At 70.8% G+C, this 14,915-nt stretch carries 14 protein-coding genes and 1 tRNA gene; 11 read left to right on the top strand and 4 right to left on the bottom strand.

The annotated features are described in order from the left end of the window. Positions 1-13: 13 nt before the first annotated feature. Positions 14-859 carry an undecaprenyl-diphosphate phosphatase gene (locus CEY15_RS01390; protein ID WP_228549168.1) on the bottom strand — a complete coding sequence of 282 codons (846 nt, stop codon included), beginning with the start codon at positions 857-859 and terminating at the stop codon, positions 14-16. Positions 860-1,033: 174 nt separating this feature from the next. On the opposite strand from CEY15_RS01390, the gene CEY15_RS01385 reads away from it, so the two are divergent. Both CEY15_RS01385 and CEY15_RS01380 read left to right on the top strand, forming a co-directional pair. After that, entirely contained in the window at positions 1,034-2,065 is a 1,032-nt protein-coding gene (locus tag CEY15_RS01385; protein WP_095716955.1) for a hypothetical protein, read from the top strand. A gap of 34 nt (positions 2,066-2,099) precedes the next feature. Beyond that, positions 2,100-3,167, top strand: a complete 1,068-nt coding sequence (locus CEY15_RS01380) for a quinone-dependent dihydroorotate dehydrogenase (RefSeq protein ID WP_095716954.1) — start codon at positions 2,100-2,102, stop codon at positions 3,165-3,167. Positions 3,168-3,169: 2 nt separating this feature from the next. Here CEY15_RS01380 and CEY15_RS01375 read toward each other — a convergent pair whose 3' ends face one another. Next, positions 3,170-3,712: a YbhB/YbcL family Raf kinase inhibitor-like protein gene (locus CEY15_RS01375; RefSeq protein WP_017836761.1), complete on the bottom strand. Its 543-nt coding sequence runs from the start codon at positions 3,710-3,712 to the stop codon at positions 3,170-3,172. A gap of 187 nt (positions 3,713-3,899) precedes the next feature. Here CEY15_RS01375 and CEY15_RS01370 point away from each other — a divergent pair. The 9 genes from CEY15_RS01370 to CEY15_RS01330 all read left to right on the top strand — a co-directional run bounded on the left by CEY15_RS01370 (position 3,900) and on the right by CEY15_RS01330 (position 11,448). Next, positions 3,900-3,985 (top strand) — tRNA-Leu (locus CEY15_RS01370). Between the two features lie 77 nt (positions 3,986-4,062). Next, positions 4,063-4,755, top strand: coding sequence for a hypothetical protein (locus tag CEY15_RS01365; RefSeq protein ID WP_095716953.1), 693 nt, complete (start codon positions 4,063-4,065; stop codon positions 4,753-4,755). Positions 4,756-4,788: 33 nt separating this feature from the next. After that, positions 4,789-6,237, top strand: a complete 1,449-nt coding sequence (locus CEY15_RS01360; protein WP_095716952.1) for an SDR family NAD(P)-dependent oxidoreductase — start codon at positions 4,789-4,791, stop codon at positions 6,235-6,237. A gap of 58 nt (positions 6,238-6,295) precedes the next feature. After that, on the top strand, positions 6,296-6,808 hold the full coding sequence (locus CEY15_RS01355) for a DUF664 domain-containing protein (RefSeq protein ID WP_095716951.1): 513 nt from the start codon (positions 6,296-6,298) through the stop codon (positions 6,806-6,808). Then, entirely contained in the window at positions 6,805-7,836 is a 1,032-nt protein-coding gene (locus tag CEY15_RS01350) for a nucleoside hydrolase (protein ID WP_095716950.1), read from the top strand. The genes CEY15_RS01355 and CEY15_RS01350 overlap by 4 nt, the downstream gene beginning before the upstream one ends. A 172-nt stretch (positions 7,837-8,008) precedes the next feature. Further along, complete coding sequence (locus CEY15_RS01345) at positions 8,009-9,355, top strand: acyltransferase family protein (RefSeq protein WP_095716949.1); 1,347 nt, start codon at positions 8,009-8,011, stop codon at positions 9,353-9,355. Between the two features lie 74 nt (positions 9,356-9,429). Next, positions 9,430-9,627, top strand: coding sequence for a hypothetical protein (locus tag CEY15_RS01340; protein WP_017836767.1), 198 nt, complete (start codon positions 9,430-9,432; stop codon positions 9,625-9,627). A gap of 157 nt (positions 9,628-9,784) precedes the next feature. Next, complete coding sequence (locus tag CEY15_RS01335; protein WP_031264856.1) at positions 9,785-10,150, top strand: YciI family protein; 366 nt, start codon at positions 9,785-9,787, stop codon at positions 10,148-10,150. 44 nt (positions 10,151-10,194) lie between these two features. Next, positions 10,195-11,448 carry an RNA polymerase sigma factor gene (locus CEY15_RS01330; protein WP_095716948.1) on the top strand — a complete coding sequence of 418 codons (1,254 nt, stop codon included), beginning with the start codon at positions 10,195-10,197 and terminating at the stop codon, positions 11,446-11,448. Positions 11,449-11,484: 36 nt separating this feature from the next. Here the strand turns inward: CEY15_RS01330 and meaB are convergent, their stop codons facing one another. Then, the gene (meaB, locus tag CEY15_RS01325) at positions 11,485-12,486 is read right to left on the bottom strand and encodes a methylmalonyl Co-A mutase-associated GTPase MeaB (RefSeq protein WP_176474979.1); all 1,002 of its coding nucleotides are present in this window, start codon (positions 12,484-12,486) and stop codon (positions 11,485-11,487) included. Between the two features lie 134 nt (positions 12,487-12,620). Next, a complete protein-coding gene (scpA, locus tag CEY15_RS01320; protein WP_095716947.1) occupies positions 12,621-14,915 on the bottom strand; it encodes a methylmalonyl-CoA mutase in 2,295 nt (764 codons plus the stop codon).

The raw sequence follows: 14,915 nt of genomic DNA, 5'->3' as shown, positions 1-14,915 counted from the left end.
ATCCGTGGTGCGGTCAGGTCGCGGGGATCGTGCCGGTGGACAGCAGGACGATCACGACCAGACCGAGGATGATGCGGTAGCCGGCGAACCAGGCCAGGGAGTGCTTCTGGACGAAGCGCAGGAGCCAGGCGATGGCGATGTATCCCAGCACGAACGCGATCACCGATCCCACGACCAGCTGGATCCCGGTCGCGGACTGCCCCACGGACGGCTCGAACGCGTCGGGGAGGCTGAACAGTCCTGAGGCCAGCACCGCCGGGATGGCCAACAGGAAGGAGAACCGTGCGGCGGCTTCGCGGGACATATTGAGGAACAGGCCCGCGGAGATGGTGCCGCCCGACCGGCTGACGCCGGGGATGAGGGCCAGGCACTGGGCCAGGCCCATGACCACGGCGTCCTTGAACCTCAGACCCTCGAGGGACTGGCCGTCGACCGGTCGGTCCTGCCTTCCGACCTTCTCCGCGATCAGGAACACGAACGAGAACGCGATGAGGACGATCGCCGTGATCCAGAGATTGCGGGCCGCGTCCCGGATGAGGTCCTTGCCGAGGAACCCGATGACCGCGATGGGGATCGACCCGATGATGACGTACCACCCGAGGCGGTAGTCGGGGTCGTCGCGGTGTCCGGCGTCGAACACGCCCCGGAACCAGGCGACGACGATCCGCACGATGTCCTTGAAGAAGAACACCAGAACGGCCGCCTCCGTGCCGAGCTGGACCACCGCCGTGAACGAGGCGCCCGCGTCCGACCCGAACATCCAGGTGGAGAAGATCCGCAGGTGCCCGGAGGAGGAGACGGGCAGGAACTCCGTGATCCCCTGGATCACGGAGAGCACGACCACCTGGAGCCAGGACATGCCGTCCGCGGCGGGGGCGGCCAGGACCGTCGGGTTCACGGGCGCTGCTTTCTGTCGGGGACCGTGGGCACGGGAGCGGGTGGTCCCCGCACCGCCGTGAGGGTAGTCGCCCGGACCTGGACGGAGGCTGAGGACCCGCGTGAGGGACACTGTGGTCACGTCGAAAGGAACACCGTGCCCCTTCGTGCCCACCGCCGCACCGCGGTCGCCGCCGCCGTCCTCTGCCTCGTCGTCGGGCTCGCCGGTTGCGCGTCGACCACCGGCCAACTGGAGGACTACACCGGGATCGAACAGGGCAACGCCAGCCCGGCCTCCGCGCCGTCGACCGCCGACCCCGAGGGTGGCGAGGTCGTCCCGGCGCCGGGTTCCGTGTCCGCACTGGTCGCCGTGGGCGACCGGGTGCTGGCACAGGTCGACGGACCACCGGCCCTGGAGATCGCCCGGGTGGAGGGCACCCGGTGGATCCCGGAGGCGACCGTCGAGCTGCCCGCGGACGCGGGGACCGCCACCGCCGCGCTCGACGGGACGGTCCTTGTGCCCTACGGCGACGGCGTCGTCGTCGTCTCACCGGACGGTGACTCGCGCGAGATCGCGGGGCTCGGACCCGTCACCGCGGCGGCCGTGACCACCGACGGTCGCCTCCTCACGGGCGCCCCGGGTGGCGAGGTGGTGGTCCGTGACTCCGACGGGGCCGAGCAGCATCGCGTCCGGGGCCTGACGTCGGTCGATCGGATCAGCGTGGCCCGGGACGGTTCGGTCACGGCGTTCAGCCGACCGGACACCGTCATCGCGAGCATCGATCTGGACGAGTCCGGGGCCGGGCCGCTCTTGCGCGCCGGCAGAGGAGCCGGGATGCTCGGCGAATACGGGGACGTCACCATCGTCGCCAGCGACACCGTGGGGGACACACTGCTGGTCTACTCGACCTCGCCGATCCGGCTCCATCAGCAGTTCCCGGTCGCGGCCGCACCCTGGGCGGTGGCCGGGGACCCCACCCGGGACGTCGTCTGGGTCACCTCCACCGGGACCAACACCATCCAGGCGTACGATCTCGGCGACGGGACAGGAGTACGGCGGGCTGAGATCGCGACGGTGCGCCAACCCGATTCCCTGGTGGTCACCGAGTCCGGGACGGTGGTCGTCGGATCCGCCGACGGTGCGGGACTGCACCTGGTGCGGCCGGAGCTCCCGGAGCCGTCGAGCTGATCGAAGGACCACCCACGTCCCATCGAGGAGGACCGTGTACTCGCTGATGAAGAGTGTGCTGTTCCGCTTTCCCGCGGAACGGATCCACCACCTGGTCTTCGGCTTTCTCAAGCTGTTGACCCTGGTTCCGCCGCTGGGCTCGCTCGTGCGCCGGGTCCTCGGCGTCCGGGATCCGGTCCTGGCCCAGGATGTCCTGGGGCGCCGGTTCCCCGGGCCGCTCGGGCTCGCCGCCGGCTTCGACAAGAACGCCGCGGCCGTCGACTCGTGGGGGGCGATCGGGTTCGGGTTCAGCGAGGTGGGCACGGTCACCGCGTCACCCCAGCCCGGGAACCCGGCGCCCCGTCTGTTCCGGCTGCCCGAGGACCGGGCGATCCTCAACCGGATGGGGTTCAACAACCATGGCGCGGGCAACGCGGCCAACAATTTGCGCAGGCGCCGCAGCAGCGACCCCGTGGGGATCAACATCGGAAAGACCAAGGTGGTGCCCGCGGAGGATGCGGTCCGGGACTACGTGGCGTCCGCCAGCATGCTCACCGGGCTGGCCGACTACATGGTGGTCAACGTCAGCTCCCCCAACACCCCCGGCCTCAGGGATCTCCAGGCGGTCGACTCGCTTCGCCCCATCCTCACCGCGGTCCGTGACGTGGCGACGATCCCCGTGTTGGTCAAGATCGCGCCCGACCTGGACGACGACGACATCGACGCGGTCACCGACCTCGTCGTGGAGCTCGGGCTCGCGGGCATCGTCGCCACCAACACCACCGTCTCCCGCGACGGGCTCAGGACACCGGCTGACCTCGTGGAGGCGATGGGGGCGGGAGGGATCTCGGGGGCGCCCGTCGCGGCCCGGTCCCGCGAGGTGCTCGCCCGGATCCACCGGCGGGCCGGTGACCGGCTCGTCCTCATCTCGGTGGGCGGTGTCGAGACGCCGGAGGATGTGTGGGAACGCATCACCCACGGCGCCCACCTCGTCCAGACCTACACGGGCTTCGTCTTCACCGGCCCCGGGCTGATCCGGGGAACCAACAAGGTGGTCGCGCGACGGCTCCGCCAGGGTGGGTTCACCTCGCTGGCGGAGGCCGTCGGCTCCGCGGTCGACTGACCCTACTGCTCGAAGACCGCCGTGGTGGTACCGCGGGCCAGGCCCTGGCCGAAGAGGTTGAACCCGACGAAGGCGCAGGAGGCGTCCTCCCCCAGGTCGATCCGGTCACCGACGGCGTGGACGGCGAGGATGTAGCGGTGCGGACCGTGGCCCTCCGGCGGGGCCGCGCCCACGAACCCCTTGAACCCCGCGTCGTTGCGGACCACCACGGCCCCCTCGGGGAGCCCCGAGGTGTCCTCCCCCGTGCACGCCCCCTCCGGCAGCGAGGTCACGTCGGCCGGGATGTTCGCCACCGACCAGTGCCAGAACCCCGAGGCCGTCGGCGCGTCGGGATCGAACACGGTGACCACGTAGGTCCGGGTACCCTCCGGTCCGGCGCTCCAGCTCACCTGAGGCGACTTGTCCTCGCCTCCCTCCACGCCCATCTTCCCGCCGAGCTGCGCGGGCGAGAGGCTGGCCCACTCGTCGAAGGACTCGCTCGTCACCTCGAGAGCGGGGAGATCCGGAAGGGCGTCGTAGGGGTTCGGCACACGGAAGTCGGTCATCGTCATCCTCCTGGGTCGGACGGTGCGGGGAGGAGTCCCCGGCCGGTCACGTCCTTGTCTACCAGCGATGACCGGACGGCGTCGGGTGGGAGTGGGGTCCGATTTGGCCCCCGGTTCGCGCATCGGCTAGTGTCATTCCTCGCACGACCAAGCCGGGTACGAACCGGTGCAGGTCACCAGTGTGCGAGCGCGAGTGGCGGAATGGCAGACGCGCTAGCTTGAGGTGCTAGTGTCCTATTAACGGACGTGGGGGTTCAAGTCCCCCCTCGCGCACACTGTGTCGAGACAGTAGAAGTGGCCCCGGATCCGTGAGGATCCGGGGCCCACTTGTTTTCCCGGGAGGTCTCCCGATGGCCCGCACACCGCCGACCCCGGTCCGTCGAATGCTGGGAGCGGCCGCCGGACGGGCGACGGACACGCTGGGGTCGCTGATCGGCGCCGCCGCTCGCGCCGTGGACCGGCGACTCGACGCCCTCGGGCTGGCTCCCCCGCCGCTCGACCTGCCCTCCGGGGTCCGCGACGACCTTCGCGCGTTCTTCGGCCACACCATCGACCCGTCGGAGGTGACGATCCGTCGGGGCCACGTGCCCGGAGTGCCCCACCCGCGGGCGTTCGCCCTTCCGGGCCTGATCTATCTGGGCGTCGACGCCGGGATCGTGCGCGCGGGCGGCGGGGGCGACCAGCAACTCAGGGCCACACCGACGCTTGTGCACGAACTGGTCCACGTCTGGCAGGGCCGGGTCGTCGGACCCCGGTACGTGGTCGTCGCGCTCGTCGAGCAGGCGCTGATGGGGCGCCGGGCCTACGACTGGCGCGCGGTCCTCGACCGGGCTTCCCACGACCGGGCTCCACTGGACCGAGTCCCGTGGATGTTCCCGGTGGAGGCCCACGCCCAGCTGGTCTGCGATGCCTACGCCCGCCGCCACGGGTTCACCCGACTCCCCGTTGACGCGGGGCACGACCGGGAGCCGCGAGCCGTGGAGGAGGTGCTCGCCGGGCTCAGGGCAGGTCGCGCGCCCACCCTGCGGGCGCGAGCGGTTTAGGGACCGGCGGCCTCGTCGTCGTACCGTGTCCTGGTGACAGGCATCGATCCGGACGACCTCGAGACCTTCCAGCGCGTCCTCGACCAGGCTGCGGCGCTCGGGGAGGACCACCCCGATTCCATCCGTGTACAGCGCTCGGTCGGCCACATGTTCAAGCTGCTCAAGAAGTCTCGCCGCAACGAGGTCCGGCGCGCCCGGCAGGAGGCGGACAAGGCGGTCATCGAGGCCACCGCGACCGGTTCGCCCACCCGGATCGATGACGAGACGGCGGGGATCCGCCTGGTCTCGAACACTCCGGGAGCCGTGGCCGGGCACCTGCAGCGCGCGGTGGCCTGTTACGTCTGCAAGCAGCTCTACACGCAGGTCGACGCCTTCTACCACCAACTGTGCCCGGAGTGCGCGGCGGCCAACCGCGCGAGGCGGGACCCGGACATGGACCTGACCGGACGGCGGGCCCTGCTCACCGGGGGGCGCGCGAAGATCGGCATGTACATCGCTCTCATGCTGCTGCGGGCGGGGGCTCACGTGACCATCACGACCCGGTTCCCCCGCGACGCCGTCCGACGGTTCGCCTCGATGCCCGACCACGCGGACTGGGCCGACAGGGTCCACGTGATCGGTGTGGACCTGCGCGATCCCGCCCAGGTCGTGGCGCTGGCCGACGAGGTCGCCGCCGCCGGTCCGCTGGATATCCTCATCAACAACGCCGCCCAGACGGTGCGCCGCTCCCCCGGGTCGTACTCCGGACTCGTGGACGGCGAGTCCGCGCCCCTCACCGGACGGGCCAACGACATCCCCATGATCACGATGGGCTGCACCTCGGAGCTGCACCCGGCCGCGTTGATGGGCGGCGAATCCGCGCTCATCGGCACCGATGAGGCCGAACGCGAGGCCGGACACATCGCCGAGCAGGCGCTCCTGGCAGGGTCGGCGTCCCTGGACCGGGTCGCCGCCGGCACCGCAATCGACGCCGGCGGGCTGCTGCCGGACGTGGTCGACCACAACAGCTGGGTGGCGACGGTCGAGCAGGTGGAGCCCATGGAGATGCTCGAGGTGCAGCTGTGCAACTCGGTCGCGCCGTTCATCCTGGTCTCGCGCCTGCGGCCCGCACTGGCGGCGTCGGGCGCCCGCCGCAAGTACGTCGTCAACGTCTCCGCCATGGAGGGGCAGTTCTCCCGTCGCTACAAGGGTGCCGGCCACCCGCACACCAACATGGCCAAGGCCGGCCTGAACATGCTCACCCGCACCTCCGCCGAGGAGATGTTCACCGAGCACGGCATCCTCATGACCGCCGTGGACACCGGGTGGATCACCGATGAGCGGCCGCACACGACCAAGGTCCGGCTGCACGAGGAGGGCTTCCACGCGCCTCTCGACCTGGTGGACGGGGCGGCGCGCGTGGTCGACCCGATCGTGCGCGGCGAGGCCGGCGAGGACCTCTACGGGTGTTTTCTCAAGGACTTCCGCCCCAGCCCGTGGTGAGTGGTCCGGACACCGGGCGGCCCGGACGATAGGCGGACCGGACAATAGGATCGTCGGCATGGACTCACCCACCTCGGCGGCCGTGCACCTCATTCTGACCACCGAGCTCCTGCCCGCGCTGCGCGCAGTGGTGACCGAACTCGGCGGGGACGGCCCGGGCACCCTGGTCCATTCGCGGCCCACGGCGGTGGGTTCGGCGCATCCGACCAACTCCGCAGCCGCGACGGTCCGTCATCTCTGCGGGGTCCTCACCTCATGGGGAGCGGCGTGCCTCGGGGGCGAGGAGGTCCGCCGACACCGGGAATCGGAGTTCGCGTACGACGGGCCGGTCGAGCCCGAACTCGACAGGCTGTCCGCACTGGCCGACCGGGTCCCGGACTGGACCACGGCGGCTCTGCGACGGGGCGACCTCGCTCACCCCGCGGGTACGGCGTTCCCGGTGGAACGGGCCCGTGCTGCCGGCACCCTGACCGTGGAGTGGGTGCTGGCGCACATCCTTCACGACGTCGCCACCCACCTCGGTCACCTGGAGGTCACCCGCGACGTCCTGCTGTCCGCCGGCTCCCGGTGAGCTCCTCACGCACCGGGGTTGACTCCGAGCGGAGCGGCCGGATCCCGGTCCTTCTCGACTGCGACCCGGGGATCGACGACGCCCTGGCGATCGCCTATCTGGTCGCCGAGCACCGAGCCGGGTCGATCGACCTGGCCGGGCTCGTGTGCACGGCCGGGAACGTCGGCATCGAGGACACGGTCCGTAACGCCCTGGTCTGGCTGGACCTGGCGGGCGCTCCCCCGGTCCCCGTGGCGGCCGGGGCCGCCGGTGCGACGGTCGTGCCCCACGCGTTCACGCCCGAGACCCACGGCCCCCGCGGTGCGGGACACGCGGGGCTGCCGACGACGACGAGGGTTCCGGATCCGCGGACCGGGGCCCGACTCTGGGTGGACGCGGCTCGCGCTGCTCCGGGTGATCTGGTGGGGATCGTGACCGGTCCCTCGTCCACTCTCGCCCACGCGCTGGAGCTCGAGCCCGCGCTCCCGCGGTTGCTGCGTCGGCTGGTGGTGATGGGCGGGTCCTTCCGCGGACACCCGGGTAACACCACGCCGGTGAGCGAGTGGAACGTCGACGTGGACCCCGAGGCCGCCGACCGGGTGTGCCAGTCGTGGGAGGCGGCCCGGTCCGCGGACCCGGCGGTGCCGCCCGTGAGGTGGTGCGGACTCGATCTGACCGAGCGCGCGGTGTGGACCCCGGAGCACTCCGAGCGGCTCCTGGAGGCCTCCGGGACCCCGCTGGCCAGACATCTGGTCGACGCGCTGCGCTTCTACTTCGAGTTCCACGAGTCCGTGGGCGAGGGCTATCTGGCGCAGGTGCATGATCCCCTGGTGGCCTGGCTGGCGCTGCACCCCGAGGCGGCCGTGACCGAACCCGTCCATCTGCGTGTCGAGTGCGCGGGAGAGCACACCCGGGGGATGACGGTCGAGGACCGCCGTGGCCACCGCGGGCGGCCGGCGAACGCCGAGCTCGTGGTGGATCTCTCCGTTCCGGGTGGTGCGGGTGCGGTGCTCGAGGAGGTCACCGTCTCGATCGCGGGCCTACGCTGAGATGACCTCCACCAGTGCGATCCTGTGTCACGGCCACCACCTGAGAGCGGTCGACCACCCCTGGGGTCGCCGGGTGGAACCGGTGCTAATCTCGTCCGGATGCCCTGACGGCGGCACCGCCGTCGCCGGACGACGGACCGTCGTCTCACGTGAAGTAACCCCAGGAGAGTCCATGAGGCCTGTCGCCGCCGTCGCCCTCGCTGGTGGAGCTGTCGCGGCCGGATTCGCCGCGCGACGCCTCGCGCACCCCGTCCGGCCGACGGCGGCGGCTCCGGCCCCGGTCGACGCGCCCGACACCGCCGCTCCCGCCACCGCGGCTCCCGCCACCGCCGCTCCCGACACCGCCGCTTTCGAGACCTCCGCAGCCGAGGCGACCGGCGAGCAGCAGACGCGGCTCGCCGGTGCGCGCGGTCACCTCCCCGCACTCGAGGGTCTTCGCGGCCTCGCGGCGATCGGCATCATCACCACCCACGTCGCGTTCGTGACCCGGATGTCTTACGGGACGCCGGTGCGCCGCCTCTACGGCCGGTTGGACATGCTGGTCGCGGTGTTCTTCGCCAAGACCGGCTTTCTCCTGTGGCGCGCACACTCCGACCACGCCCGCCGCGACCGGCCGGGAACGGCCCGGGCGGTGATCCCGTACCTGCGGGCCCGGTTCGTGCGGATCATGCCCGCCTACACGGTGCTCGTCGCCATCGCGATGGTGCTCCTGCCCCAGAACAGGGTCAACGGCCCCGTGGTCTGGCTGCGCAACCTCACCCTGACGCAGATCTACCAGAGGAAGTTCCTCGTCTCCGGGCTGACCCACGCCTGGTCACTCGCGGTCGAGATGGCCTACTACCTGGCGCTCCCGGCGCTGTGGACCGGGATGAAGAACCTGCGCGGCGACCGGGCCCGATTGCGGCTGCCCGTCGTCGGCGCCTTCGGGCTCTCCGGCCTGCTGTTCCCGCTGATCCCCTGGCAGCGGCTGCGACTCCTGCCCAGGGGCGTCAACGACCAGATCCTGCCGCCGTCGTTCTCCGCCTGGTTCGGCTCCGGGATGCTGCTGGCCGAGCTGGCCACCGCCCGCCCGGGACTGCTCGCCCGACTGAGCCGGGCACCCTACGCGAGGTGGGGTTGGTGGACGGCCGGCGCCGGGGCGCTGCTCGCCACCACGTCGACCCGCTGGTTCTCCGAGGGCTTCCGCCATCCGAGCGGCCGTGAGTACGCCGCGCGCAACGGACTCACCGCCGCGATGGCGTTCTTCTTCCTCGGACCGGTGATCCTCGCCCCGGCGGGGACGCGCTTCCGCGTCCTGGAATCGGCACCCCTGCAGGCGATCGGTCGCTGGTCGTACGGCATCTTCCTCTGGCACCTGATCGTGCTGCACTACGCGTTTCCGCTCACCCGCACCTCGCTGTGGACCCGGCGGATGGGCGTGATCTGGCCCGTGACCGTGGCCGGGTCGATCGCCGTGGGCGCGGCCAGCTACCGGTTCATCGAGGAGCCGGCGCGAAAGCTCCTCTCCCCGCACGCCTGAACTCCGCGCCCGGTTCTCGTAGGGTGAGCCCACGACCGCCGACAGGCGCGCGGTCACGACGAAGGAGAACAGCCATGGGTTACATCGGCGGCGGAGTGGTCCTTGTGGTGATCGGCGCGATACTCATGTACGCGGTCGAGGTCACTATTCCCGGAATCGACTCGAACACCCTCGCGGTGATCCTCATGGTGGCCGGTGTGGTGCTCTTCGTGATCGGTCTCCTCTTCGCGATGCGCTCCCGGGGGCGCCGGGTTCCGGACGAGCGGTACTGAGCCCGAGGACATCCCCTGCGCGGACGCTCCGGGAGCGGAATCCGCCAGAGCGCGGAGATTTCTTTTCGCGGTCCTGTCGATCTCCCGGCGCCCGTTCGTCATCATGGTGTCGGCGCTCTCGCGGCCGACTTCCACCACGATCGGTCAGGAGATCGACATGAAGTACGTACTACTGCTCTTCGCAGACCTAGATGCCGCCCGCTGCGGCGAGGATTCGGCCACCGGTGCGGACGAGGGACCCGGCGTCGAGGAATTCATGGCCTTCGATGCAGAGCTGGAGAAGGCCGGGGTGCTCGCCGGTGGGTTCGCCCTGGAGGATCCGGACACGGGGGTCATCGTCTCGCTCCCGCCGGGCGCGACCGAACCCGTCGTGACGGCGGGGCCGTTCGCCGAGAGCCGGGAGTTCGTCGGCGGGACCATCATCATCGACGTCCCCGATATCGACGAGGCACTGTCGTGGGCGGCCCGGTGTCCCGGGGTCCACGGCGGGCGGGTCGAGGTCCGCGCCATCGCGGAGTTCTAGATGCACGTCCGTGTGCCCCGGGGAGGAGGAGCGGGGGCCCACCCGTGACCTCCCCGGGGTCCGCGGCGTCCGACGCGCTGGCCGGGATCAGGCGTGAGGAGCGGTCCCGGCTGCTGGCGGCGCTGGTGTCCCGGTTCGGAGACCTCGAGCTCGCCGAGGACGCCGCGCAGGACGCTCTCACCGCAGCCCTGGAGACGTGGCCGAGAACCGGCGTCCCCCACACCCCGCTGGCCTGGCTGATGACCACCGCGACCCGCAAGGCGATCGACCGGCTCAGGCGGGAGAAGGCCTTGACGGAGCGGCTGGCGAGGTTGCGGGTGGAGCAGGAGAGGCGGCCCCCGCCGCCGCCGAGCGTGTCACCCGTGGATCCGGACGAGATCCCCGACGAGCGGCTCGAGTTGTTCTTCGCCTGCTGCCATCCGACCCTCGGAATCGAGGAACAGATCGCGTTGACCCTGCGGTGCCTGGCCGGACTGACCACGGTCGAGATCGCCCAGGCCTTCCTCGTCCCGGTCCCCACGATGCAGCAGCGCCTGGTACGGGCGAAGAAACGCATGCGGGTGACCCGGATCCCGGTCCGCGTACCGGAGGCCGCTGACCTCCCCCGGCGCCTACCGGCGGTTCTCGCGGTGATCTACCTGATCTACACGGAGGGCTACGCGGCGACGGCGGGAGCGGATCATGTGCGCACCGAACTCACCTCGGAGGCGATCCGCCTCGGACGCATCGTCCACCGCCTGATGGCGGGCCAGAGCGAGGTGGCGGGCCTGCTCGCGTTGATGCTGCTCACCGAGGCGCGGACGCCGGCGCGGATGGACCGCGACGGGATGCCGGTCCCCCTCTCGGACCAGGATCGCAGCAGATGGGACCGGCTCCTCGTCGAGGAGGGGCTCGCCCTGGCACGGACCGCTGCCGCGGGAGGTCCGGGCCGGTACAGCGTCCAGGCGGCGATCGCCGCACTCCACGCCGAGGCCGAGGACGTCGACTCGACCGACTGGGCCCAGATCGTGCTGCTCTACGACGTCCTGCTGAGGCTCTCCCCCGGGCCGGCCGTGCGGGTGGCCAGAGCGGTCGCTGTGGGGCGCAGGGACGGGCCCCACGCGGGTCTGGTGGCACTCGACGCATTGTCCCCGGATCCGGGACTGCGGGAGCACCACCCGTTCCACGAGGCCCGTGCGGTCACGCTGGAACTCCTCGGCCGGAGCGAGGACGCGCGCCTGGCCTGGGCCCGGGCCTTCGAGCTGTCGAGGAACGAGGTCGAGCGTGCCTATCTGACCCGCCGGTGGTGGGAGGCGTAGCCGGCCGGGCGCCGAGTGCGCCGCTCGGGTCACTCGCTACGAGTGACCCGAGCGCTCTGAGTGCTCCGAGCGCTGCGAATCGAAGGCGTCGATGATGGCCTGGGCCGCGAGAGCCGCCGTCAGCGTCCCTTCGCTGACGCGTCGCTCGACATCGGCCGTGACCCGCCTCACCTCCGGGTCGGCCGCCAGTCGCGCCATGAGCGTGTCGTGCACCATCGACCGGGTCCACTCGACCTGTTGGCGGGCGCGACGGGCCTCGACCTCGCCGATCTCCCCCATCGTGTCCTGGTGGGATCGCACGGCGTCCCAGAAGTCGTCCAGACCCTCGCCCTCGAGCCCCGACATGGTCAGGACCGGCACCTTCCACACCGAGTCCGCCGGTCGCACGAGCCGCAGCGCCGCGCCGAGTTCACGCGCGGCGCGCCGGGCGTCCTTGACGTGGGGGCCGTCGGCCTTGTTCACGGCGACCACGTCCGCCAGCTCCAGCACACCCTTCTTGATGCCCTGGAGCTGGTCCCCGGTGCGGGCGAGGGTGAGGAACGTGAAACAGTCGACCATCCCGGCGACGGTGACCTCGGACTGGCCCACCCCGACGGTCTCGACGAGGATCACGTCGAATCCCGCGGCCTCGAGGAGGACCATCGTCTCCCGGGTGGCCTTGGCCACGCCCCCGAGAGTCCCGGAGGTCGGTGAGGGCCGGATGTAGGCGCGGGGTTCCGTGGCGAGCGTCGCCATCCGGGTCTTGTCGCCGAGGATCGAACCGCCGGTGCGCGTCGAGGACGGGTCGACGGCGAGCACCGCGACCTTGTATCCCTTCTCCACCAGATACAGCCCGAACGACTCGATGAACGTCGACTTGCCCACGCCCGGTACCCCGGTGATCCCGATGCGCAGGGCGCCCCCGGCATGCGGCAGAGCTCCCAGCAGCAGTTCCTGCGCCTTTTCCCGGTGCGCGGGATTCGAGGACTCCAGCAGCGTGATGGCGCGCGCGAGCACGGGGCGGTCGTCGTGGAGCACTCCCTCGAGGAGGGCCCCCACATCGATCTCCCGGCGCGGCCGCGCGCCCGTCGCCGAGGGGACCGGACCGCGGACCGCACCTGTGCCGAGAGTCGTCGACAGGCTGCCCGAGGTATTGCCCGAGCCCGCGGGATCCGGACCGGAACCGAGGCGGTTCAGGACTCGGCCCCCGCGGAGGCCAGCTCGTGTCCGAGCTCCCGGGCGAGTGCCTCGAGCAACTCGATGGCCGCGTCCGAGATCACGGTTCCGGGCGGATAGATGGCGGTCGCACCGGCGTCGTAGAGCTCCTGGAAATCTCCGGGCGGGATGACGCCTCCTACGGTGACCATGATGTCGTCGCGTCCCACCTCGGCGAGCGCCTCCCGCAACGCCGGGACCAGGGTGAGGTGACCGGCGGCCAGCGACGACACGCCGACCACATGCACATCGGCGTCCGCGGCCTGTCGGGCGACCTCGTCCGGGGTCTGGAACAGCGGACCCATGTCGACGTCGAAACCGAGGTCCGCGAACGCGGTCCCCACGACCTTCTGGCCGCGGTCGTGGCCGTCCTGGCCCATCTTGGCCAGCAGGATGCGGGGCCTGCGACCCTCCAGCTCGGAGAACTCCTCGGCCATCTTCATGGCCCTGGTGACGTTGTCCACGGCGCCCTCCTTCGAGACCTCCTGCCGGTAGACGCCGGACAGCGTCTTGATCTCGGCTTTGTGTCGACCGTAGACCTCCTCGAGCGCGTCCGAGATCTCGCCGATGGTCGCGTGGGCGCGGGCGGCGTCGATGGCGAGCGCCATGAGATTGTTCTCCAGTCCGCTCCCGGCTCCCCCGGCCGCCGCCTCGGTGAGCCTGGCGAGCGCCGCCTGACACGCGGACTCGTCGCGTTCCGCACGGAGCTTGTCCAGCTTCGCGAGCTGCTCTGCGCGCACGCGCGAGTTCTCGACCTTGAGGACCTCGATCTCCTGGTCCTCGGTCACGACGTACTTGTTGACCCCGATGACCGGTTGGCGCCCGGAGTCGATCCGCGCCTGGGTGCGGGCCGCGGCCTCCTCGATGCGCAGCTTCGGGATCCCCTCGCCGATGGCCTGCGCCATCCCTCCCGCCTCCTCGATCTCGATCAGATGCAGGCGGGCCTTGTCGGCGAGCTGAGCGGTGAGCCACTCGATGTAGTACGACCCGGCCCAGGGGTCGATCGGGCGGGTCGTGGCCGACTCCTGCTGGAGCAGGAGCTGGGTGTTGCGCGCGATGCGCGCCGAGAAGTCGGTGGGCAGGGCCAGCGCCTCGTCCAGTGCGTTGGTGTGCAACGACTGCGTGTGCCCCTGCGTCGAGGCCATGGCCTCGATGCACGTGCGGGCCACGTTGTTGAACACGTCCTGGGCGGTGAGCGACCACCCGGAGGTCTGGGAATGGGTACGCAGCGACTTGGACTTCTCGTTCTTCGGCCCGAACTTCTCCACCAGTTCGCTCCACAGCAGACGGCCGGCCCGGAGTTTGGCGATCTCCATGGAGAAGTTCATCCCGATCGCCCAGAAGAAGGACAACCGGGGTGCGAACTTGTCGATCTCCAGCCCGGCGTCCAACCCGGCACGCAGGTACTCGACGCCGTCCGCGAGCGTGTACGCGAGCTCCAGGTCCGCCGTCGCGCCGGCCTCCTGGATGTGGTATCCGGAGATCGAGATCGAGTTGAACCTGGGCATCTTGCGGGAGGTGTAGGCGAAGATGTCCGAGATGATCCGCATCGAGGGCGTGGGCGGATAAATGTAGGTGTTGCGGACCATGAACTCCTTGAGGATGTCGTTCTGGATGGTCCCCGCCAGTTGCTCCGGCGCCACCCCCTGCTCCTCGGCCGCCACCACGTACAACGCGAGGATCGGCAGGACGGCCCCGTTCATGGTCATCGACACGGAGACGGCGGACAGGTCGATGCCGTCGAACAGCTCCCGCATGTCGAGGATCGAGTCGATCGCCACGCCCGCCATCCCGACGTCGCCGGCGACGCGGGGGTGGTCGGAGTCGTACCCGCGGTGGGTGGCCAGGTCGAACGCCACCGACAGGCCCTTCTGGCCCGCCGCGAGGTTGCGGCGGTAGAAGGCGTTGGACTCGGCCGCGGTGGAGAAGCCGGCGTACTGCCGGATCGTCCACGGCTGGTTGACGTACATGGACGGGTACGGGCCGCGGAGGAACGGCGCCGCTCCCGGGACGGTGTCCAGAGGGAAGGGGGTCACCCTCTCGCCGTCGTCGGTCGGGGCGTCGCCCGCCTCGACCGCGTCACGGTCCGCCTTGGTGAACACCCGCTTGACGTCGATACCTTCCGGGGTCTCCCACCGCGGGCCGGCGTCGACGTCCCGGTCGACACCGCCGACGGCGTGGTGGTCGACGGCGGTCTCGACACCGTCCGGTAGTGGAGCACCCTCGCTGGTCTCGCGTAGCGGGGCGATGCTGAAATCGGGGAAGACGGTCAT

The sequence above is a fragment of the Dietzia natronolimnaea genome (assembly GCF_002289575.1).
GTDB classification, from domain to species: Bacteria; Actinomycetota; Actinomycetes; order Mycobacteriales; family Mycobacteriaceae; genus Dietzia; species Dietzia natronolimnaea_A.
The sequence above is the reverse complement of the archived record's forward strand: the minus strand, read 5'-3'. Positions and strand labels throughout refer to the sequence as shown.